Here is a 21,391-nt window from a genome sequence, read left to right as displayed (position 1 = left end):
CTGATTCACTTGCCGGAGGCGTTCCGGCTCAGCCAGTCGCGGTAACGGATCTGCCCCAAAAGGGCGTCCTCGCCCGGCACCAGCGTCCGCTCCCCCGGCACGCTGCCGAAGTAGCGCGCCTGCGCATCGGTCACCACCTCACGCCGATCGCCCCACGCCGCCAGCGCCTGACGGAAGAACTCATCCATCCGGAACTGCTCCGGCCCGCCCACCTCCAGGCGGCGGTTCAACGGCGGCCCCACCGCCACCCGGCCGACCGCCGCAGCCACATCCTCGCCCGCCATGGGCTGGAACCGCACCGGCGCCACATGCACCTTGCCACCCACCGTCGCCTCGTCCGCGATGGCACGCACGAACTCGAAGAACTGCGTCGCATGCACCAGCGAGAACGGCATCGACGACTTCTCGATCAACTCCTCCTGAGCGATCTTCGCCGCGAAATAGCCGTTCTCCGGCATCCGCTCGGTACCCACCACCGACAAAGCGACATGATGACCGACACCCGCCGCCACCTCCGCCGCCAGCAGATTACGCGTGGAAGTCTGGAAGAACTCCAGCACCGCAGCCCGCTCGAACGACGGCGAGTTCGACACGTCCACCACCACCTGCGCACCGGCCAGCACCTCGGCCAGCCCTTCCCCGGTCAGCGTGTTGACACCGGTGTTCGGCGCCGCCGCCACCGCCTCGTGACCGTGCTCCGCCAGCTTCGCCACCAGCTTCGACCCGATCAGACCGGTCCCGCCGACAACCACGACCTTCATGAGCAAGCCTTCCTCTCTGTCCCCCGGGGCACTTCATCGCCACCCGGTCGCCAGCTAAGACAAGACAGCCCTCAAACTTTGTGACACATTCAGCGAAATCTTTCCGGGAGCTTCTCTCGCCACCTCATGACCCGTCGCCGTAGTCTGCGGCTACCGGGCCAGGACGGCGCTTTCCGGCGCGAGCCCGACGGGCTCGGGCCGCGATCGTGACGGCAACCAGCAGGACGCAGATTCCCGCGATCCCCGCGACCACGGCGGCCACTCCGATCTGGGCCGACGCGAGCGGCAGCGACAAGATGCCGGCGACGATGCCTCCACCTGGTGCCCGCTCTGCTCGACCGCGGCTTCGAGCCCGGCCCGCAGCCATTGGGCGACGAGTCCCGTCCTCATGATGATGTAGCCCAGCGTGACGACGCCGAAATCGGCGTGGGCGGCCGCGACGGGGACACCGACAACCGGTAGGGCACGTCGTCGGTGTAACGGTGCAGCAGCGCGGTGGCGACCGCATCGCCGGCGGGTGCTATTCGACGAGTTTTCCGGCGGTCGAGACCTCGCGCATGAGCGCCGCGATCTCGGCGGGAATCGGGGGGATGGTCTCCCTCTCCACTGATCCTGGACCGGACCACACCAGGTTGACCTGCAGTGCGGGGTCGAGATGGGGGTAGTCGGAACGGTTGTGGCAGCCGCGGGTCTCGCGGCGCTCAAGTGCCGCCTCGATCGTCGCGCGTGCGGCAAGCGCCGCGGACTTCAGGTCGAAGGCGTGCGCCAGGTCCTGGAAACCGGCGAGGTCCGGGTGCACGCCGACGTCGTCGATGCGCGCCTCCACCGCGGTGAGTTCGGCGAGGCCTTTCAGCAGGCCGCTCTCGTCACGCACCACCCCGGCATGCTCCGTCATGATGTCGCGGAGGGCTCGCTGCAGTGCCCGCACGTTCTCGGGGCCGTCGGCGGCGAGGAGTCCGTCCACCTCCGCCCGTGCCGCGCCGAGCGCCTCCGCCGAGCGGCGCTGGGCCTCGAGGCCCGCCGAATACTCGGCCGCCGCCTGCCCGACGATGCGACCGTAGACGAGAAGCTCGATGAGCGAGTTGCCGCCGAGCCGGTTGGCGCCGTGCAGGCCGCTGGCCGCCTCCCCGATCGCGTACAGGCCGTCGACCCCCGTGCCGTGGTCCTCCGGCCGCACCCACACCCCGCCCATCGAGTAGTGCGCGGTCGGCGCGATCTCGATCGGCTCCTTGGTGATGTCGAGCATCTGCAGTTCCAGGAGCGTCTGGTAGACGCGAGGCAGTCGCGTCATGATCGTCTGCCTCGGCAGATGCGACACATCCAGCCAAACACCGCCGTCCGGGGTCCCGCGGCCTTCTTTGATCTCGGTGTAGGCAGCCAGCGCGACACGGTCGCGCGTGGACAACTCCATCCGCTCCGGGTCGTACCGGGACATGAACCGTTCGCCGAGCTGGTTGCGCAGGATTCCGCCCTCGCCCCGTGCCGCCTCGGACACGAGGGTGCCGGCCGCGTTCTCGGGCGCGATGAGACCGGACGGGTGGAACTGCACCAGCTCGGGATCGCGGATGCGGCAGCCGGCCAGGACGGCGAGGCGGAAGGAGTCGCCGGTGTTCTCGTCACGCCGGGAGGAGGTACGCCGCCAGATCCGGGTGTGGCCGCCGGCGGCCAGAATCACCGCGTCGGCGTGGATGACGTAGCGGCTGCCGTCGGTCACGTCGAACCCGTACGCGCCGAAGACCACGTTGTCGCGGACGAGGATGCGCGTGACGTACACGGTGTCGAGGATGGGGACAGCGAGCTGCGCCGCGCGGTTGATCAGGGTGCGCTGGATCTCCAGGCCGGTGTAGTCCCCGGCGTAGGCGGTTCGCCGGTAGGTGTGGGCGCCGAAGAAACGCTGCGAGATCCGCCCGTCCTGCTCACGCGCGAACGGCATCCCGTAGCGCTCGAGGTCTTCGATCCCCCGCGCCGCCCCCTCGGTGACGACCCGCACCGTCTGCGGATCGGCGAGCAGGTAGCTCTCCTTGAGGGTGTCCGCAGCGTGCTGTTGCCAGCTGTCCTCGGGGTCCATCGTGGCGAGCGCGGCATTGATGCCGCCCGCCGCCAGCGAGGTGTGCGCGTCCGCCTTCGGCCGCTTGCCCAGCGCCAGGACGTCGACCCCACGCTCGGCAAGCTCGATCGCGGCCCGCAGCCCGGCTCCTCCCGTGCCGATGACCAGGACGGACGTGGCGATCCGGTTCTCCGGCGAATGCATGGTGCTCCTTTGAACGCATCGACGAAAGCGATTCCGGAAACAAGACCGCGTAACGGCCCGATTTGTGACATCCACCGGCCCGGGTCGCCCCCGGAAGCCGGGCCGTCAGCAAGCTCTTCAGCCGGGATTCCGCGCTCGGATCTTCCGGGTCAGCCGGGGGATTGGAGGCGGGCCATCTCCTCGTCGGACAGCCGCAGCGTTCCGGCGGCCACGTTCTCGGCGAGGTGGCGGGGATTCCCGGTGCCCGGAATGGCCAGCACATGCGGTCCTTGCCGCAGCGTCCAGGCCAGCCGGATCTGCGCGGGCGTCGCGCCGTGCGCGCGGGCGATGGCGAGCACGTCCTTGTGGTCCGTGGCGGTCGCCCCCGCCTCGCGCCCGGCGCCGGCGATCGCGAAGAACGGCACGAAGGCGATGCCCTGCTCGCCGCAGCTGCGCAGGAGCTCCTGCTCGCCGGCCGACGCGCCGATGCCGAAGGAGTTCTGCACGCACACCACCGGCGCGATGGCCTGCGCCTCTGCCAGCTGCTCTGGCGTGACGTTGGACACCCCCAGGTGGCGAATGAGCCCAGCGTCGCGAAGTTCGGCCAGCACGCCGAAATGGCCGGCGATCGAGCCGGTCTTCCGGCTCGGGGGGACGCGCAGGTTCACCACGTCGAGGTGGTCACGCCCCAGCTGGCGCAGGTTCTCTTCAACCTGACCGCGCAACTGCTCTGGCGTGGCCCACCACCATGCACCCGACGGGTCACGCGCCGGCCACACCTTCGTGGCGATGACGAGGTCGTCCGGATAGGGGGCCAACGCCCGGTTGATCAGCTCATTGGCCGACAGGTGCGGCGAGAAGTAGTACGCGGCGGTGTCGATGTGGTTGACCCCCAGCTCGATCGCGCGCCGCAGCACGCCGATCGAACGATCGCGGTCACCCGGGATGCCGGGGCCGAAGGCGACGCTGCCCGTGAGGCGCATCGCTCCGAACCCGATGCGGTTGACGGCCAGGTTACCGAGGTCCCAGGTGCCCGCCGCCGCGGCGGTGTTCGTCGGTGGGGTCATGATCAGGTGTATGTCCTTGCCTAGGAGGCTGCCGGAGAGGTTGTGAGAGTGCCTCGGTCATCGGGTCTGGCCGAAATCCGGGCATGAAAAAAGCCTCCCCGTGCGGAGTGGCTCCGGCCGAGAAGGCTCAAACAGTGATGATCAGTATATCAGGGCCACGAGCGGGCATCGTTCCGCCCAGGCGAGCGGCACACGACATGTAGACCGCCCCCTTCCCCCGCTGAGCTGTCGCGTCCTGTGGAGAACATCGCCATCGGACCAGTCCCGGCTCGCTCAGGGAGTGAATTCTTCATGATCGAAAATGAAGATCTCACGAGATGGTAGAAATGGGGCGCAAATGAGGTCATGGGAGTAAGGGCGATGGATGATCCGGGTTCTGCTCGCCGAGGACATGCACATGATCCGAGGGGCGTTGGTCGCACTGCTCGATCTCGAACCCGACATCGAGGTGGTCGCGCAGGCTGCGACAGGCCACGAGATCGTGCCCATGGCACTCGAGCACGCGCCGGACGTGGCGGTGATCGACGTCGAGCTGCCCGGCGTCGACGGCCTCACCGCCACGGCCGAGCTGCGCAGGCGATTGCCGCGATGCCGCGTGCTGATCGTGACGAACTTCGGCCGCCCAGGAAGCGTCCGCAAGGCCTTCGCCGCGCAGGCGTCCGGTTTCATGGTCAAGGATGCCCCGCCGGACCAGCTCGCCGACGCGATCAGGAGGGTCGCGGCAGGTGAGCGGGTGATCGATCCCGCGCTCGCCCTGGCCGCTCTGGAGGTGGTCGAGAGCCCGCTCAAGCCGCGGGAGCTAGAGGTGCTCCGGAGGTTCTCCGACGGCGAGGACGTGGAGCAGATCGCCGAGGCGCTGTTCCTGTCCGTGGGCACCGTACGCAACTACCTCACCACGATCGTCGTCAAGCTGCACGCCCGCAACCGGCTGCACGCCGTCCGGATCGCCCAGGAAGCCGGTTGGCTCTGAGCCCGGCCCGGCTGCTCGTCGCCTTCATCTGCGTGATGGGCGTGGTACGGGTGTGCTTCCACGTCGGCGAGGCCTCGGCCGGGCCGTTGACCGTGGCGTGCATCGTCCTGGTCGCCGCGCTCCAGCTGCCGATCTCGCTGCCGGGCCGGCGGCGCCTGTCAGCCGTGCTCTTCCCGGCGCAGGCCGTACTCAACTATCTGCCTCTGCTGGCCGAGACCGACAGCTGGCGGGCCGGCGGCTCGGGTTTCGTCGCCGCCTCCGCGCTCCTCACGATGAGCGGTCCCGCCGCGTGGCTGGTCCTGGCGCTGATCGCGGTCGCCGAGGGAGCCGTGGCGTCCGCGCTGGACCTCGCACCCGAGCTCGTCTACTACACGGTCGTGGCCCCCCTCAATCTCGGCCTGCTGCTGTACGGCCTCAGCCGGCTCGCCAACCTGCTGGACCAGGTACGGCGGGAGCGATCCGAGCTGGCCGCCAGGGCCAGGGAGATCGAGCGGCTACGGCTGTGGCGGCACATCCACGGCCTGGTCGTGAGCAGCGTGTCCGCCGTCGAGCGGCTGGCGATGCGGGCGCGGCGGCAGGGCGACGAGGAGGCGGTGCGAAGAGGGGTCTCCCAGGCCGTCACCGTCGCACGGGAGGCGCTGAACCGGGTACGGTCCCTGCCACCCGCCGACGACCCGATCCCGGTCCCGCCTCGCGATCACGACGCGCGGATCGTACGGCTGGCCACGCCGATCCTCGTCGTCACGCACGTCTTGTTCATCGGGCAGTCCCTGTTCAACTTCGCCGCCGACGAGGAGCTCGACCGCGGCTCCGGAGATGTCGGTTATCTGGCTCTCCTGCCCGTGACCTTCGCCCTGCAGTTCTGGCACCTGACCGCCCTGCGTGAAGGCAGGCGGCCCAGAGGCCTGGGCTGGACGCTGGCGGTTCAGGCCATGACCATCTTCGTACCTCTCGCGGACGGGGAGGCGTCCGGGCTCCTCGTGTCGGGGTTCTTCGCCGGCGTCGTGCTGCTCTGGGCACGGGCGCCGATGTCGTGGCCGCTGTGCGTGGCGATCTCCGGCATCGCCGGGGTGGAGGGCTGGCTCGCCGATGGCCCGTTCCTGGCCTGCTACCAGCTGTGCAGTGTCCTGGCCACTGCTCTGGCGGTCTACGGCCTGACCCGGCTGGTCGCTCTCGTCACCGAACTCAGGAGGACCCGGGCGGAGCTCGTCGAGCTGACAGCCCTGCGTGAGCGGCTGAAGGTGGGCAGGGACGTGCACGACCTGCTCGGCCGCGGTCTCACCACGATCGTCCTGCACGGGGAACTCACGCTACGGGTGCTCGACGCGGACCCGAGGCAGGCGATGGGGCAGCTCCCCCGCCTGGTGGAGGCCGCCCAGTCCGCGCTCTCGGAGATCGCCCGGCTGAGGGAACCGGACGGCCGCCTGTCACTGGCCGCCGAGGTCGACTCCGCCGAAGCCGTGCTGGAATCGACGGGAGCGGCCGTGCGCATCGACGCCGCTCCCGTGGCCGGGCCGGCCGCGTCCGTTCTCGCGGTGGTGCTGCGCGAGGCCGTCACCAACGTCCTGCGGCACAGCACGCCGGAGGAGTGCCTGGTCGAGGTCGCCGTCGAGGACGGTCGCGTACGGCTGCGGGTGGCCAACGACGGAGCAGCCCCCTCATCCGACGAGCCCGGCACAGGACTGCGGAGCCTGCGTGCCCGCCTGGCCGCCATCGGCGGCGAGCTCACCACCACCCGGACCGGCGACCGCTTCGAGCTCCTCGCCCACACGCCAGTCGATCATGAGGATCTCACGCCCACGAGGTGAACCCGGCGACTGTGCCGGGGAGGGCCCGGTACCTCACAGTGAGTCCGCCACACTGACACCAAAGATCACCGGGGACCATGAATCGTCGACAGTTCCTCGCGACCGCCGCGCTCTCCGGCCTGGCCTCGGCCTGCGGCTCCAGCGCCTCGGGCGCCGCGAGCGATCCGGCCGCCTTCCGCACCGAGCTACGCGTGCCACCGCTGCTCCAACCCAAGGTGGACAAGGACGGGACCCGGAGATTCGCGCTGACGATGCAGCGCGGCCGGACCGAGCTTCTACCCGGCAAGCCGGTCGAGACCTGGGGGTTCAACGGCCCGCACCTCGGGCCGACGATCCGCGCGGCCCGCGGCGACAGGATCCGGATGACGGTCACCAACCGGCTGGACGAGGCGAGCACCGTGCACTGGCACGGAATGCGGCTGCCCGCGAAGATGGACGGCGGGCCGCACCAGACGATCGAACCGGGCGCCACGTGGAGTCCGCACTGGACCATCGACCAGCCCGCCACCACGTCCTGGTATCACCCGCACCCCCACGGCGAGACCGCCGAGCACGTCTACCGCGGCCTCGCCGGCATGTTCATCGTCGGCGACCGGACCGAAGCGGAGCTTCCCGGCACGTACGGGATCGACGACGTCCCCCTCATCCTGCAGGACAAGAGGTTCGCCGAGAACGGCTCGCCGACGGGCGACCCGTTGAAGGGCACCTTCGGCATCCTGGGCGACCACATCCTGGTCAACGGCACGCACGCGCCTTTCCTGAACGTGCGCACCGAGCGCGTGCGGTTCCGGATCCTCAACGGCTCCAACGCCCGGATGTACCACCTCTCCTTCGCCGACCGCCGCGCGTTCCACATCGTCGGCAACGACGCCGGCCTGCTGCCCGCCCCCATCCAGGTGGACCAGGTCTCGCTCACGCCGGGCGAGCGTGTGGAGGTCCTCGTGACCTTCACGGCGGGCGAGCAGGTCCTCCTGCGCACGCTCTCGGGGGCTGACGACATCGACGAGGGCGACTTCGACATCATGAAGATCGTCGCGGCGCGGCGGCTCACCGCCTCCCCCCGCCCGCCGGCCCGCCTGGCCGGCCCCGCTCCGATCGTGGCCCCGCCGAACGCCAAGGTGCGCCGGTTCCGGCTCAACGGCCACGACGCCATCAATGGCAAGGAAATGGACATGTCGCGCATCGACGAGGTGGTCCCCGCCGGCGCCATCGAGATCTGGGAGATCGAGAACACCGTCTACGCCCACAACTTCCACATCCACGAGGTGGCGTTCCAGGTGCTCGCCGTGAACGGGGAGAAACCTCCCGCGTACGCGAGCGGCCACAAGGACACCGTCTACGTGCCACCGAAGAGCACGGTACGGCTCGCCGTACAGTTCGGCCGGTTCACCGATCCCGCCACGCCGTACATGTACCACTGCCATATCCTCCGGCACGAGGACTCCGGAATGATGGGGCAGTTCGTGATCGTGGAGCCCGGCACCGAGAACGAGGTGCCCCGCACGATCAACGCCCACCACATGTAACGTCAGCCGGATTTTGCCGCACGCTTGTTCGCGGCTCCCCAATGGTGGTGGCGGTCACGTTTTTGCCCGCTTCTGTCGCCTGTTCGAGGATGGCCTGCAAGGAAGTCCCATCTCCCTTGCTCAACGAAAGTCCGTGTCGGCCACGGTGCCCGGACGTCTCGGGCCAGGTGAAGGCCGCAGAGAAACCAGGAAAATGCCGGGTTCTCCTGGAAGATGACCGGCGCCGAAGGTCAGAGTGCCGCTCCCGGACAAGCGCCCGGCGTTCTCGGTCTTCAAGTCGAACCTCTCTGACCTGCGGTTTCATTTGTCCAACGGGGGCGGGCGCCACGTTTGGACGACCTCTGGACAAAGATGCCTTGGCCCGCCGGAAAGCCGCGTGCCAGCATGTTGATCGAGGCACGCGCCACGAACGCTTTTCCGTTCGGGGGCGTGCGGATATCGATGACAGAGGGGAAATATAAATGTCCAAGGTAATGCGCTCGCTGGCTGTCGCGGCAGGCACGATTTCATGGCCGTGTCTCTCGGCGGAGGCGTCGCCCACGCCGCGGACGCGTCCGCTTTCACGGCGAAGGCCGCGAAGGTGCGGTGCAACGCCCCCGGCACCGGAAACACCACCGTCTGGGGCAAGTGCTGGAACAACGGCAACAAGACCGGTCAGGCGCGTTTGGTGTACTGGTGCAAGAACCTGGCGGGCAATGGTTCGCAGCAGAAGACCACCGGCTGGAAGAAAATCAAGCCCGGCAAGACGGTCAAGTTCGTGGGTGAATGCACCTTCAAGGCCCGGAACCCCGACTTCCACGTCCGCTGACCCCGTCCCGGCCGACGGCGATTCGTTCCTGCCCGTCCGGGGGCGCGGAGCAGGAACGAATCTCCTCGAAAGCAGCGCTCACTCAACCTGATTGAGGATATCCACATGTCTACGCCGCATCCCGCCGAAACTCACCACTCCGGAAGGAACCCGATGCGAGTCCTCGCCTTCCTGGCTGCGGGCGCCACTTTCTTCGCCACCCCCGTGGCCGCGCACGCCGCCACCGGCTCGGCCACCGGCCTGACCCCGGCCGCCAGCTCGAGCGCCCAGCTCGCGGCCGCCGCCTGGCCCTCCTGCGTGAAAGCCACCCGCATCAAGCTGAACAACAGCGGTTGGACCGATCCCAAGTGGCAGGTGCGGGTGGTCAACAACTGCTCCCGCGGGATCAAGTACGCGATCGTGCGCGACCGGCAGTCCGACTTCGGCTATGTGGCGGTCGCCCGCGGTAAGACCCACTTCCGCAACATCGGCAAGCTGTCCTTCGGGCACGACGCCTCCAAGCCCGACGCCGTGAAGATCTACTACCGGAGCAAGCGCTACGAGAAGCGCTTCTGAGGCAAGGGCGGGCGGCAGAGGACAGCCCTCCCGCCGCCTCCCCCACCGGCACCGGCACCGGCACCGCGTGCCGGTGCCGGCTGGGCGGTGGCGGCGCAGGAGCCGGCGATCAGGCCATCGAGGCCATCGAGGCCATCGAGGCCATCGAGGCCATGGTGCGATCTCGATGATCTCGTTTGACTCATGTGGCGAATTCCCGGCGAGCCGACTCGGCCACGAAGGACTCCAGCCGGTGCAGCAGGGCGGCCATCTCGCCCTCGGGCAGGCGGGTGGTGTCGGCGCTCAGTTCCACGCCGAGCGTGCCCTTCCAGCGCATCAGGGCTATGCAGAAGGGGCAGTTGCGCCGGTCCACGCCGGGCAGCCATTCCAGCTCGGACTCCCCGTCCGCGTGGTCGGCGCCACCCGGATCCTCACCAGGGCGCAGGTCGTTGAAGCAGCACGACGGGAAGACGGAGACGCCCCGATCGGCGCTCATCCGGTCGACCATCGCGTCCTTGACCAGCGGGTTGTAGCGGGCGCGCCGGTAGGTCGTGAGAACCGCCGGATACGCGCTCACCAGGGTCTCGGCAAGGCTTCCGCACGGGCCCAGCGTGAACAGTCCCAGCTGATTCAGGCTGGTGACCAGGTCCCGGGTCCGGCCGTCGAAGCGGTTGTGCACAATCGGGGTGATCGCGCACACCTGGTGCCCGGTCAGCTCGCGCAGCAGCATGGTGACCGCCACCAGCAGGACCGTGGCAGTGCTGACGCCGGCACGGCGGGCGAGCACATGTGCGGCGTGGTCGAGCCGGGGCGACGACAGCACGGCCCGCGCGAACCTCGGCGTCGCGCCCGGCCCGACCACACTCGGGAACATGGCGGACGGTACGGTCCGAAGAAGCGCCTCCCAGTGCGCGACCGCCCGGTCCGAACCGGCCGAGGTCGTCTCCTCCTCCCGTACCAGGTCGAGCACCTGCGACGATGGCGGTCGCCCGATGACCCCGCGCAGCAGCAGCATCCGCAGGTCGCGCACCACGACGTCGGCCGCGCGCCGGTCCGCGACGACATGACTGAGCACGAGCGCCACGTGGGTGGCGGCGCCGTCGCAGACCACGAATCCGGCGCGCAGCGGCTGCTCGCCGTCGCCGAAGGATCGTCCGGCCAGGCGGGCGACCAGGTCCGCCGCGGCATCGTCCGCGTCGCCGCGTGCCGCCTCGACCGTCTCGACCGACAGGGTCCCGGCCGCCGCCACCTCCTGGTATGGTCCGGCCGCGCCGAGCCGTACCACGGATCGCAGGGCGTCGTGCCGGCCCACCACCTCGGCCAGGGCGGCCGCCACGGCCTCGGGACGGCGCGGGCCGCCCGCGCGGGGGACGGCGAGCAGCCGGGGCACGTTGAAGTAGTGCGCGCTGTCCGGCCCCACGTCGCGGATGGCATTCCAGATGCTCCGCTGTCCCCACGCGAGCTCCGCCGTGCCGGAACGGTCGGAAGCGAAATCCACCGGAAGCCGCATGGCCCTCCTTCGGCTGTCAGACACTTCTAACTCCGGAACTTCGGGTCCGCGGCTCCCAGCTCGGACAGCCGCAGCTCCGGGTCACCGCCCGCGAGCGTCACCACGCGGGCGAACGTATCCGCCAGGCGGTGCGCGGTGGCGGCGTCGAACAGGTCGGTCGCGTACTCCAGCCAGCCGCCGATCCCCTCGGGCTCCCGGTACACGTCAAGGGACACCTCCACCCGCGACCGGCCCAGGTCGGGCGGCGGACACACCTCCACGGTCAGGTCCCCCAGCTCGGTACGGAGCAGGTCGCCGGTGGGCAGGTTGTGAGTGAGGTTGAACATCGCCTGGCACAGCGGCGGGCGGCTCAGATCGCGAGGCAGCCGGAGTCCGCCGAGGATACGGTCCAAGGAGGTTCCGGCGTGGGCGAGGGCCTTCAGGGTGCTGATCCGGGTACGCCGCAGCAGCTCGCCGAAAGCCGGATCCCCCGACAGGTCGGCCCGCGCGACGAGCGTGGTGGAGAAGTAGCCGATCAGCGGGGCCAGTTCGGGCCGGTCCCGGCCGGCCACGGGCACGCCCACGCAGAAGTCGTCCTGCCCGGCGGCCGCGCCGAGCGTGACCTGCCACGCGGCGAGCAGCGCCATGAACAGGGTGGCCCGGTGGGCGCGCGCGACGAGTTCCAGGCGGGCGACATCCGCGTCCGGCACGGCCACGCCGATCTTCGCGCCACGGCCGGTCCAGCGGGCGGGGCGGGGGCGGTCGAGGGGCAGGTCGAGCGGCGGCGCTCCGGCGAGCCGCTCGACCCAGTAGCCCAGGTGGTCCCGGTCCTCCTCGGCCCGCCGCCGCTCCGTGACGGCGTGGTCGCGGTACTGCGTGGGCAAGTCCTCCAGCCGGGGCGGACGGCTTTCGCGGTGGGCGCGGTAGCATTCGCCGAGCTCGCGCATGAGCACGTCGAGCGACCAGTTGTCGGCCACGATGTGGTGCAGCACGATGCACAGGACGGCGTCGCCGGCGGCCAGGCGCAGCAGGCCCGCCCGCCATGCGGGGGCCGCCGCGAGGTCGAACGGCCGCCCGGCGTAGGCGGCGATCGCCGGCTCGATGCCGGAGGAGGCGGGATCCAGCCGGTCCAGTCGCACCTCGCGGGACTCGTCCACGACCTGCGCGGGCAGGTCGCCGTCCAGGACGAAGCGGGTGCGCAGCACCTCGTGCCTGGCGGCGATCGCGGTGAACGCCGCGGCGAGGCCGGTCTCGTCGATGGGGCCGCGCAGCCGTACCGGCCAGGTGATGTGATAGGCGCAGTCGTCAGGGTCGAAGCGTTGCAGGAACCACAGCCGCTCCTGCCCGGTGGACAGCGGCCAGGTCCGCTTGTCCGGGCCGCCGAGCAGCGACCGGCGCAGCGCCGCACGGCGTTCGGGGGGCAGCGCGGCCAGGCGCCGCCGCAGTTCCTCGCGCTCGGCCGTGCCCGGGTCCTGGGTGGTCAACGGCCCCCACCTCGAAGACCGCGCGGGGCCCAGATCGAGTACTGCTCCTGGTGGTCGGCGACCACCCACATCTCGGGGCTCACGAGCCCTCCTCGTTGATCGGCAGCGTCTCCGGTTCGCGTGTTCGCCGGCGGAACGTGGTGCGGGCCAGTATTGGGAACGCTCCCAAGAGGCTAGGTTTCGCCTCTGGGCAGGTCAAGATCTTCCTCTGCCGTTCGCCGCGGCTCAATGTGACCAGACGCGGACGTTAGGCGATCGGCGCACGTGGTGGAGGTCATTTCCGCTCGCTCCATTCTCCGCGTTTGACAGCCTGGAAACTTCTCCGTCTGATGCTGACGAACATCCCAGTGATCGAATAAAATTCTTTGGGAGCGCTCCCAATTCCTCGACACTCACCAAGGAGTGCCGGTCGTGACAGAAGGACTGCTGGAAGAGATCACCGAGGACCTGTCCGATGACGACCTCGGGCTGCTCCTGCTGATCAGGCACTTCGAACGCAAGCTGCTCGACCTGTTCGGCCAAGGGCTGGTACAGGGGACCACTCACACCTGTCTGGGACAGGAGTACGTCCCGGTCGCGCTGGCGCCGTTGCTGGACGAGCGGGACTTCGTCTTCAGCAATCATCGCGGGCACGGCCACTACCTGGCACGATTCCGGGATCCGTACGGGTTGCTCGCGGAGATCATGGGGCGGGAGGGCGCGGTCTGCGGTGGCGTGGGCGGCAGTCAGCACATTCTGTCCGGCCGCTACCTGTCCACCGGGATCCAGGGCGAGAGCTTGCCGGTCGCCGCGGGCGTGGCCCTGCAGCTGCGGGACGCCGAGCCGGGCGCGCTGGCGCTGGCGTACGTCGGCGACGGGACGTGGGGAGAGGGCGCCGTGTACGAGGCACTCAACATGGCCGCGCTCTGGCGGCTGCCGCTGGTCGTGGTGACCGAGAACAACGGCATCGCGCAGACCACGCCGACGTCGGCGCAGATGGCGGGCACGATCGGGGATCGGGCGCGGGCGTTCGGATGCCGGTTCCTGCACGTCGGCTCGCGGGACATCGGCGAGATCCGGGACGGGCTGCGGCCGCTGGTCGAGCGGACCAGGGAGGGCGCGGGGCCGCTCGTGGTGGAGTTCGCCACGCACCGGCTCGGGCCGCACAGCAAGGGCGACGACACCCGCTCCGCCGAGGAGATCCGGCGCGCCCGCGACCACGACTGGTATCCGCGCGAGGGCGCTGCCGTGTCCCCCCGCTTCGCCCGCATGGACGCGGAGGCGCGCGCGTTCGTCGAGGTGGTGGCCGGTGAGGTGCTCGGACGGCCGCTGTCGGCGCGGGAGGGCTGAGGGCGATGCGGGTCGCGGAGAGCCTCAACCGGGCGCTGCACGAGGTGCTCGCCGGCGATTCGTCCGTCCGGGTGCTCGGCGAGGACGTGCTCGATCCGTACGGCGGGGCATTCAAGATCACGAAAGGGCTGTCCAGCCGGTTCCCCGGCCGGGTGCTGGCCACCCCGATCAGCGAGAACGGCATCGTCGGCGTGGCGGGCGGCCTGGCCCTCGCGGGCGGCAAGGCCATCGTCGAGATCATGTTCTCCGACTTCGTGACCCTGGCCTTCGATCAGATCGTGAACTTCGCCAGTAAATCGGTCTCCATGTACGGCAGACCGCTGCGGCTGCCGCTGGTCGTGCGATGCCCGTCCGGGGGCGGTCGCGGCTACGGCCCCACGCACAGCCAGAGCCTGCAGAAGCACTTCATCGGCGTCCCCGGTCTCGCGGTGTACGAGGTGTCCCCCTTCGACGACCATCGCGAGCTGTTCGGCGAGATGCTCGCGCGCGGCGAGCCGTGCCTGCTGTTCGAGGACAAGATCCTCTACACCCGGCAGATCTTCGGCGGCGGGGTCGCGGACGATCTTTTCCGGTACGACGTGCTGCCGCGGTCCGCCGCGGCGGACCAGGTGACCAGGGTGTACCTGGACGATCCCGAGCAGGCCGACTGTGTGATCATCGCGCCGGGCGGGATGGCGCACCGGGCCCTGGCCGCGATGCGCACGCTGCTGCTGGAGCGGGAGATCACCTGTCTGCTGCTCGTGCCGCGGCGCCTGTACCCCTTCGACGTGGCCCCGCTGTCGCCGCTGCTGGAGCGGGCCGGCGCCGTGGTCGTCGCCGAGGAGAGCACCGCCGGCGGCACCTGGGGGGCCGAGGTGGCGCAGCAGGTGCACAGCCGGCTCTGGGGGCGCCTGCGGTGTCCCGTGTCCCTCGTCCACTCGGCGGCCAGCGTGATCCCGGCGGCCGTCCATCTGGAGCGTGACGTGCTGGTGCAGGACACCGCGATCGTCCGCGCCGTACAGGAGCTCCTGCCTTGACCGAGCTGCGCGTCCCCAAACTCAACAACAACGACACCGAGTACGTGCTGGTCGAGTGGCTGGCCGAGGACGGCGCCGGGGTGCTGAAGGGCGATCCGGTGGTGGTCCTGGAGACCTCCAAGGCGGCCGAGGAACTGGTGGCCGAGGCCGATGGCGTACTGCGGCGGACGGCGGAGACCGGCGCGACCTGCGTGCCCGGGGACGTGATCGCGCACATTTCCGACGGCTCGGCACCTCCGCCGGCGGCCGCCGGCCTCCGTGCGGCGTCCGCGGCCGGCGTCGATGAAGCCGATGGGCGTGCGACCGACGCCGGTGAGACCGCTGCCCGCGTGCCCGGGTCCTCCGGGCCGGTCATCACCGCACCCGCCCAGGCGCTGATCGACGAGCACGGCGTGGACCCGGCGCGGATCCGCGCGCTGGGGAAGAAGGTGATCAAGCGCGCCGACGTGGCGGCCCTGCTGGAAACCGGCACCGGTGCGGGCATCGATGCCGGCGCCGGCAGCGCGTCGTCATCGTCGCAGACGCGGCCGCTGCCGGCCGTTCAGCGGGCCGTGGCCGCCGCGGTCACCCGTTCCCACCACACGATCCCGGCCGCCTTCACCGCCGTGAAACTGGACGCCGGCCCCGCCATCGCCCGGGCCCGCGCCCTCAGCAAAGAGGCCAGGGCGCTGATCGGGCTGCCTGAGCTGCTGGTTGCGGCGGTCGCGTCGCTGCACGAGCAGTTCCCGATGTGCTTCGCCGAACCGGTGGTGGCGGACGGGCCCGGCGGCGAACTGGCCGTACGCCCCTCGCCGGCGCCGAACGTCGGTGTCACCGTGGACGTCGGCCACGGCCTGTACGTCCCGGTGCTGCGCGGCGCCGACCGCCTGTCCCTCACGGAGATCGCGCAGCGGCTCACGGCGTACCGGACGAAGGCGTTGCGGGGCGCGTTCCGCGAGGAGGACCTGGCGGGCGGGAACATCGTCGTCACGCTGCACACCGACGCGGCCGTGCTCCTCGCCGTGCCGATCGTGTTCCCGGGGCAGACCTGCGCGCTGTCGCTGTGCGCGCCGCAGCACGAGTTCGCCCTCGACCCGGCCGGGAACATCGTGAAACGCACCACGGTCACCCTCGGGCTCGCGTTCGACCACCGCGTCGTCAACGGCCGCGAGGCGGCGATGTTCCTCAACGCCGTGCGCAAGGCCATCACCGCCTGAGCAGCGGCAAGACGCACGTCACCCGGACTGCGCGGTCAGGGCGCGCCGCGCCTCGTCCTCACTCATCGCGTCGATCTCCGCGATCAGCAGGTCCTCGACGGCCTCGGCGAGCTCGGCCACAGTGCCGCAGCCGAACACGACCCGGATCGGCACCTCCACCTCCAGCATCGCCCGCAGCCGCGCCGCGACCCGGGTGGTCATCAGCGAATGCCCGCCCAGCTCCAGCAGATCGTCCAGCACGCCGACCCGTTCGAGGCCGAGCACCTCGGCCCAGATCTCGGCGACCAGCGCCTCGCTGTCGGTGCGCGGCGCCGTGTAGTCCGTCCCGGTGACCCGGTCCGGCTCGGGCAGCGCGGCCCTGTCGACCTTGCCTCGGGAGGTGAGCGGCAGCTCCGCCAGCCATGACCACCGGGTCGGCACGAATCCCCTCGGCAGCCTGCCCGCGGCGTGCGCGCGCAGCTCGGCCGGGTCGGCGGGACCGGTGAAGTACGCCACCAGGTCCTCGCCGCGCGCGGCCACGACCACCTGCCCGGCGCCGGGGTGCTCGCGCAGGGCGGCCTCCACGTCGCCGGGCTCGATGCGCACGCCGCGCACCTTGACCTGGTCGTCCAGGCGGCCCAGGAACTCCAGCAGCCCGTCCGAGCGCCACCGCGCCCGGTCACCGGTGCGCAGGCGCCGGGCCCCGGGATCGCCGTACGGGTCGGGCTCGAAGGCGGCGGCGGTGCGGCCGGGCAGCCCGGCGTATCCGCGGGCGACCCCGGCGCCGCCGATGGCCAGCTCGCCCGCCGCGCCCGGCGGCACCGGCTCCCCCCGGGCGTCCAGCACCCGCACCGACGTGGCGGACAGCGGCCGGCCGATCGGCGGGCGCCCGCCGGAGCCGGTGCCGTCCAGCTCGGCCCAGGTGGCGATGACCGTGGCCTCGGTCGGCCCGTACGTGTTGACCAGCCGGACCCCGGGCCCCTCTCGGTGCCACAGCGCTTGCCACCGTGCCACGGCCGCCCCGTCGACCTGTTCACCGCCGAGGATCACGAGCCGCAGCGCGGGAGGCCACGCGACCTCCGCCGGTGACTCGACGAGCCGATGCCAGTACGCGGTCGGCAGATCCAGCACGGTGATCCGCCCTCCGTCCGGACCGGCCAGCAGATCGGGCAGGCTCGCGGGGCCGTCCGGCAGCGGCACCACCGCCGCTCCGGACGCGAGCGCCGGGAAGATCTCCTCGACGTGGGTGTCGAAGCTCAGCGACGCGAACTGCACCACATGATCCCCCGGTCCCAGGCCGTACTCCCGCCGCATCCACCCGACCCTGGCCGCCACCGAACCGTGCTCGACGAGAACCGCCTTGGGCAGCCCGGCGGATCCCGAGGTGGTCATCACATAGGCGATTCCCTTCGCCGCTCCCTCGGCGGCGCTCCCCTCGCCCACGGCGCGCACCCCGTCCTCGCCGATCAGCCAGGCGGCGCCCGCGGCGGCCATGGAGTCGTCGTGCCGGGCGGGCGGGTCGGCGGGGTCCAGGGGCAGGTACGCGGCGTCCGCCCGCCACACGCCCAGCAGTGCGGCGATCATCCCGGCGGACGGGGCCAGCCGTACGGCCACCACGTCGCCCTCCCGGACGCCGCTCTCCCGCAGGGTGCCGGCGAGCGTGCCGGCCAGGTCCCAGAGAGCCGCGTACGAGACCACCTGATCACCGCAGCGCACGGCGACGGCGTCCGGCGTCCGGCGCGCCACGCCCGCCACCAGCTCCAGCACCCCGTCCACGACCGGTTCAGCGGGCCCGGCGGCCAGCTCGGCCATCGTCTCCTCGTCCCGTCCGGTCCACGCGGGAAGCCGCGAGATCGGCGTGTCCGGCCTGGTCACGGCCCCGGACAGGAGCGTCAGGTAACGCTCGGCGATCGTCGCCACCTCGCCGGCGTCGAACACCGCGCCGTCGTACGCGAAGCAGATCGCCAGCTCGTCCCCCGCCGGCCAGACCTCCACCCGCAGATCCACCACGATCTGCTCGCGGTGTCCCTCGAAGTCCGACACCCGGACTCCTCCGTACACCCGGTCCTGCCCGGCGGCGTAGTCCTGCATGATGAACACGGTCGGCAGCAGCGTCTCGACGCCGCGCGCCAGCCGCTCCAGCAGCGGCGCGGGCCGGCCCATCGTGTCCAGCACCACCCCTTTGACCCGCCCGAGCAACTCGGCGAACGTCGGATCGCCCGTCAGGTCGCCGCGCAGCGGCAGGGTCTGGGTGAGGTACCCGACCATCCGCTCCAGCTCGACCCGGTCCCGCCCGGCGACCACAGTGCCGACCACCATGTCGTGCTGCCCGCTGTGCCGGGACAACAGCGCCTGGTACGCCGCCATGAGCACCATGAACGGGGTCGCCCGGTGGGCCAGGGCCAGCCGCTCCACCTCGGCAAGGTGACGCGCGCCCAGCCGTACCCAGTGATACCCGCCCTCACGGACGGCCGCGCGCGCCCCGGGACGGGCGAAGGGCAGCTCGGTGACCGGCGGCGCGGCCAGCGCCTCCGTCCAGTACGGCATGGCCTTGTCCGCCCTGCGCCGCTGCCAGCGGGCGTAGTCGCTGGGCAGGATGCGCAGGCCGGGCAGACGGGCGGGGCGGCGCTCCACGGCGGCGGCGTAGTACTCCCCCAGGTCGTCGAGCATGATCTCCAGGGAATGCCCGTCGGCCAGGATGTGGTGCAGCGTCAGGCACAGCACATGATCGTCCGGGGCGATCTCGATGACGGCGACCCGCAGCGGAACGCCCGCGGCCAGGTCGAAGGCGGCGTTGATGCGCTCGGCGACCAGCGCGCCCACCTGCTCCCCGGCCGCCGGCAGCCACTCGATCGGCGGCGCCCAGCCGACCGGCCCGGCCACCGCCCAGGGCGTGCCGTCCTCCTCCGTGAAGGCGGTCCGCAGGCTCTCGTGCCTGGCCACGAGCGCCCCGAGGGCGCCGGTGAACGCGTCGCGGTCGAGCGGGCCGCGCAGGCGGCGTACCAGGTACATCGTGTACGAGGGGTCGCCGGGCAGCAGCCGCTGGAGCATCCAGAGCCGTTCCTGCGCGGGCGACAGCGGTGCCCTCATGACCCGGCCGCCAGGTCGTCGAACAGCCCGTCGAGCTCCTCGGCGCTGAGGCCGTCCAGCTGGTCGCGCAGCGCGGCGACGTCGGCCAGGCTGAGATCGGCGTCGTCCATGTCGTCGAGCCGGGCGGCGAGTCCGGCGATGGTCGGATGCTCGAACAGGACGACGATCGGCATCTCCAGGCCGTACCTGGCCTGGACCCTGGCGATGATCTGCGTCGCGGCGAGGGAGTGGCCGCCGAGCTCGAAGAAGTCGTCGTCGGCGCCGATGGGCTGGGTGGCGCCGAGCACCCCCGCCCAGATCTCGGCGAGGTCGGACTCCACCGTGGTGGCCGGGGCGCGGAAGGCCGCGGTGCCGGGGCGCGTCCACGACGGGGTGGGCAGGGCCGCGCGGTCGAGCTTGCCGTTGGGGGTGAGCGGCAGGGACGTCAGGGTCGTGTGCCGGACCGGGATCATGTAGTCGGGGAGCGATGCGCGCAGTCGTTCCCGCAGCGCTCCCCAGTCCACGGCCTGCTCCCGCGGGACCAGGTAGGCCACCAGACGCCCGTCGCGGACGGCGACCGCGGCGTCCTTGACCTCGGCGGCCGCTCGCAGGGCGGCCTCGATCTCGCCCAGTTCGATGCGGAATCCATGGATTTTGACCTGCTGGTCGGCGCGGCCCAGGTACTCCAGCCGGCCGGCGGGCGTGATTCTGACCAGGTCACCCGTGGCGTACATGCGGGCGCCGGGGATGCCGGCGTACGGGTCGGGCAGGAAACGCGCGGCCGTCTGACCGGGCAGCCCGTGGTATCCCCGGGCGACCCCCGCGCCGCCGATGTGCAACTCGCCGACCTCCCCGTCGGCGACCGGCGTCCCGTTCTCGTTCAGCAAATAAACCGAGGTCCGTCCGATGGGCGACCCCAGATCCACGGCCTCGGGTCCCGGCCGCACCCTGCCGGCCGTGGACCACACGGTGGTCTCCGTGGGGCCGTACACGTTCCACAGTTCGGCGCCGTCCGCGAGCAGCGTGTCCGCGAGATCGCGGGGCAGCGCCTCACCACCGCACAACCGGGTCCTGATCGTCGCGGGTATTCCGCCGGACTCCAGCAGGATCCGCCAGCCCGCCGGTGTCGCCTGCATGATCGTGACCCCCTCGGCGGCGGCCCGTTCGCGCAGCGCCCACCCGTCGGAGACCTCCGCGGTGGCCGCGATCACCACCCGACCGCCCGTGAACAGAGGCAGCAGCAACTCCAGAACCGAGATGTCGAACGACAGCGTGGTGACGGCCAGCCACCGATCCTCCGGCCCGATCGGCAGCAGCTCGGCGAACGCCTGCAGCAGGTTCGCCACGGCCCGATGCGGCACCGCCACCCCCTTCGGGCGACCGGTGGAACCCGAGGTGAACATCAGGTACGCCAGCCGATCCACGCCGGCGGCGACCGCCGGCGGCGCGGCGTCGGCGGCAAGCCGGGATGCCGGGGGCACGGCCGGGACCCGCGCGGACGAGAGGGGAGCACCGTTCAGCGGCCGGCCCCCGGGTGAGAGCGTGAGAACGGCGGGAACGCCGTCCAGCAGTGCGGGGTCGACGCCCGCCTGGGTCAGCACCAGGCCGATGCCCGCGTCCTGGCGCATCATCCGCAGCCGTTCGGCCGGGAACGCCGGATCCAGCGGCACATAGGCCCCGCCCGCCGTCCACACGGCGAGCATCGCCACGAGCATCCCGGTGGTCCGCTCCACGCACAGCCCCACGGGCACCTCGGGGCCGACGCCATGTCCGCGCAGCACGGCGGCGAGGTCCTCGACGCGCCGATGCAGCTCCCGGTAGGTCACCTGACCGTCGGAGCCGGTCACGGCCACCGCGTCGGGCGCCTTGTCCAGCCACCGCCATATCGTGCCGGCTCCGCCGTTGTCCGCCCCCGGCGGGGGCGGCGTCGTGTCGTCACTCAACGTCGATATCGCCTTTCAGTCTCGCAGGCTGAGCGGGCGCATGTCCGTCCAGACGGTCTCGATGTGGGCCAGGCACTCCTCCCGCGTGCCCGCGAACCCGGCGTCGGACCAGCCGGGCGGCAGTTCGCGATCGGCGGCCCAGATGGAGTACTGCTCCTCGTGGTTGACGACCACCCGCATCT

General features: G+C 71.1%; 16 protein-coding genes. 8 read left to right on the top strand and 8 right to left on the bottom strand.

The annotated features are described in order from the left end of the window. Positions 1–5 precede the first annotated feature (5 nt). The 3 genes from ACIBX3_RS33420 to ACIBX3_RS33410 all read right to left on the bottom strand — a co-directional run bounded on the left by ACIBX3_RS33420 (position 6) and on the right by ACIBX3_RS33410 (position 4,058). The gene (locus ACIBX3_RS33420; protein WP_397124022.1) at positions 6–761 is read right to left on the bottom strand and encodes an SDR family oxidoreductase; all 756 of its coding nucleotides are present in this window, start codon (positions 759–761) and stop codon (positions 6–8) included. Between the two features lie 520 nt (positions 762–1,281). After that, a complete protein-coding gene (locus ACIBX3_RS33415; RefSeq protein WP_397124020.1) occupies positions 1,282–3,012 on the bottom strand; it encodes an L-aspartate oxidase in 1,731 nt (576 codons plus the stop codon). Between the two features lie 149 nt (positions 3,013–3,161). After that, positions 3,162–4,058: an oxidoreductase gene (locus ACIBX3_RS33410; protein WP_397124018.1), complete on the bottom strand. Its 897-nt coding sequence runs from the start codon at positions 4,056–4,058 to the stop codon at positions 3,162–3,164. Positions 4,059–4,422: 364 nt separating this feature from the next. Between ACIBX3_RS33410 and ACIBX3_RS33405 the strand changes: the two genes are divergently transcribed. The 5 genes from ACIBX3_RS33405 to ACIBX3_RS33385 all read left to right on the top strand — a co-directional run bounded on the left by ACIBX3_RS33405 (position 4,423) and on the right by ACIBX3_RS33385 (position 9,725). Continuing rightward, positions 4,423–5,028 carry a response regulator transcription factor gene (locus tag ACIBX3_RS33405; RefSeq protein ID WP_397124016.1) on the top strand — a complete coding sequence of 202 codons (606 nt, stop codon included), beginning with the start codon at positions 4,423–4,425 and terminating at the stop codon, positions 5,026–5,028. Beyond that, a complete protein-coding gene (locus ACIBX3_RS33400) occupies positions 5,019–6,836 on the top strand; it encodes a histidine kinase (protein WP_397124014.1) in 1,818 nt (605 codons plus the stop codon). Before ACIBX3_RS33405 ends, ACIBX3_RS33400 begins: the two co-directional genes overlap by 10 nt. A 77-nt stretch (positions 6,837–6,913) precedes the next feature. Beyond that, the gene (locus ACIBX3_RS33395) at positions 6,914–8,362 is read left to right on the top strand and encodes a multicopper oxidase family protein (protein ID WP_397124012.1); all 1,449 of its coding nucleotides are present in this window, start codon (positions 6,914–6,916) and stop codon (positions 8,360–8,362) included. 508 nt (positions 8,363–8,870) lie between these two features. Continuing rightward, positions 8,871–9,170 carry a hypothetical protein gene (locus tag ACIBX3_RS33390; protein WP_397124010.1) on the top strand — a complete coding sequence of 100 codons (300 nt, stop codon included), beginning with the start codon at positions 8,871–8,873 and terminating at the stop codon, positions 9,168–9,170. A 153-nt stretch (positions 9,171–9,323) separates the two neighbouring features. Beyond that, positions 9,324–9,725, top strand: coding sequence for a hypothetical protein (locus ACIBX3_RS33385; protein WP_397124008.1), 402 nt, complete (start codon positions 9,324–9,326; stop codon positions 9,723–9,725). A gap of 181 nt (positions 9,726–9,906) precedes the next feature. Here ACIBX3_RS33385 and ACIBX3_RS33380 read toward each other — a convergent pair whose 3' ends face one another. Then, positions 9,907–11,214, bottom strand: coding sequence for a condensation domain-containing protein (locus ACIBX3_RS33380; RefSeq protein WP_397124006.1), 1,308 nt, complete (start codon positions 11,212–11,214; stop codon positions 9,907–9,909). Positions 11,215–11,240: 26 nt separating this feature from the next. After that, entirely contained in the window at positions 11,241–12,677 is a 1,437-nt protein-coding gene (locus tag ACIBX3_RS33375) for a condensation domain-containing protein (protein WP_397124004.1), read from the bottom strand. Positions 12,678–13,088: 411 nt separating this feature from the next. Between ACIBX3_RS33375 and ACIBX3_RS33370 the strand changes: the two genes are divergently transcribed. Genes ACIBX3_RS33370 through ACIBX3_RS33360 form a run of 3 tightly spaced genes read left to right on the top strand, consistent with a single transcriptional unit; the run spans position 13,089 to position 16,218 of the window. Further along, a complete protein-coding gene (locus ACIBX3_RS33370) occupies positions 13,089–14,006 on the top strand; it encodes a thiamine pyrophosphate-dependent dehydrogenase E1 component subunit alpha (RefSeq protein ID WP_397124002.1) in 918 nt (305 codons plus the stop codon). A 5-nt stretch (positions 14,007–14,011) separates the two neighbouring features. Continuing rightward, positions 14,012–15,022, top strand: coding sequence for an alpha-ketoacid dehydrogenase subunit beta (locus tag ACIBX3_RS33365; protein WP_397124000.1), 1,011 nt, complete (start codon positions 14,012–14,014; stop codon positions 15,020–15,022). Beyond that, positions 15,019–16,218: a 2-oxo acid dehydrogenase subunit E2 gene (locus ACIBX3_RS33360; protein ID WP_397123998.1), complete on the top strand. Its 1,200-nt coding sequence runs from the start codon at positions 15,019–15,021 to the stop codon at positions 16,216–16,218. The genes ACIBX3_RS33365 and ACIBX3_RS33360 overlap by 4 nt, the downstream gene beginning before the upstream one ends. Positions 16,219–16,236: 18 nt before the next feature. Here ACIBX3_RS33360 and ACIBX3_RS33355 read toward each other — a convergent pair whose 3' ends face one another. From ACIBX3_RS33355 to ACIBX3_RS33345, 3 genes are read right to left on the bottom strand one after another with little or no spacing between them, the layout of a single operon-like run. Beyond that, a complete protein-coding gene (locus ACIBX3_RS33355) occupies positions 16,237–19,287 on the bottom strand; it encodes an amino acid adenylation domain-containing protein (RefSeq protein ID WP_397123996.1) in 3,051 nt (1,016 codons plus the stop codon). Next, positions 19,284–21,209 (bottom strand): amino acid adenylation domain-containing protein, encoded by a 1,926-nt coding sequence (locus ACIBX3_RS33350; RefSeq protein ID WP_397123994.1) that lies wholly within the window; start codon positions 21,207–21,209, stop codon positions 19,284–19,286. The genes ACIBX3_RS33355 and ACIBX3_RS33350 overlap by 4 nt, the downstream gene beginning before the upstream one ends. A gap of 15 nt (positions 21,210–21,224) precedes the next feature. Next, complete coding sequence (locus ACIBX3_RS33345) at positions 21,225–21,389, bottom strand: MbtH family protein (RefSeq protein WP_397124270.1); 165 nt, start codon at positions 21,387–21,389, stop codon at positions 21,225–21,227. Positions 21,390–21,391 lie beyond the last annotated feature (2 nt).

The sequence above is a fragment of the Nonomuraea sp. NPDC049480 genome (genome assembly GCF_044465905.1).
Taxonomy (GTDB): domain Bacteria; phylum Actinomycetota; class Actinomycetes; order Streptosporangiales; family Streptosporangiaceae; genus Nonomuraea.
Note: the sequence above shows the minus strand (reverse complement) of the source record. Positions and strands in the feature narration are given on the sequence as shown.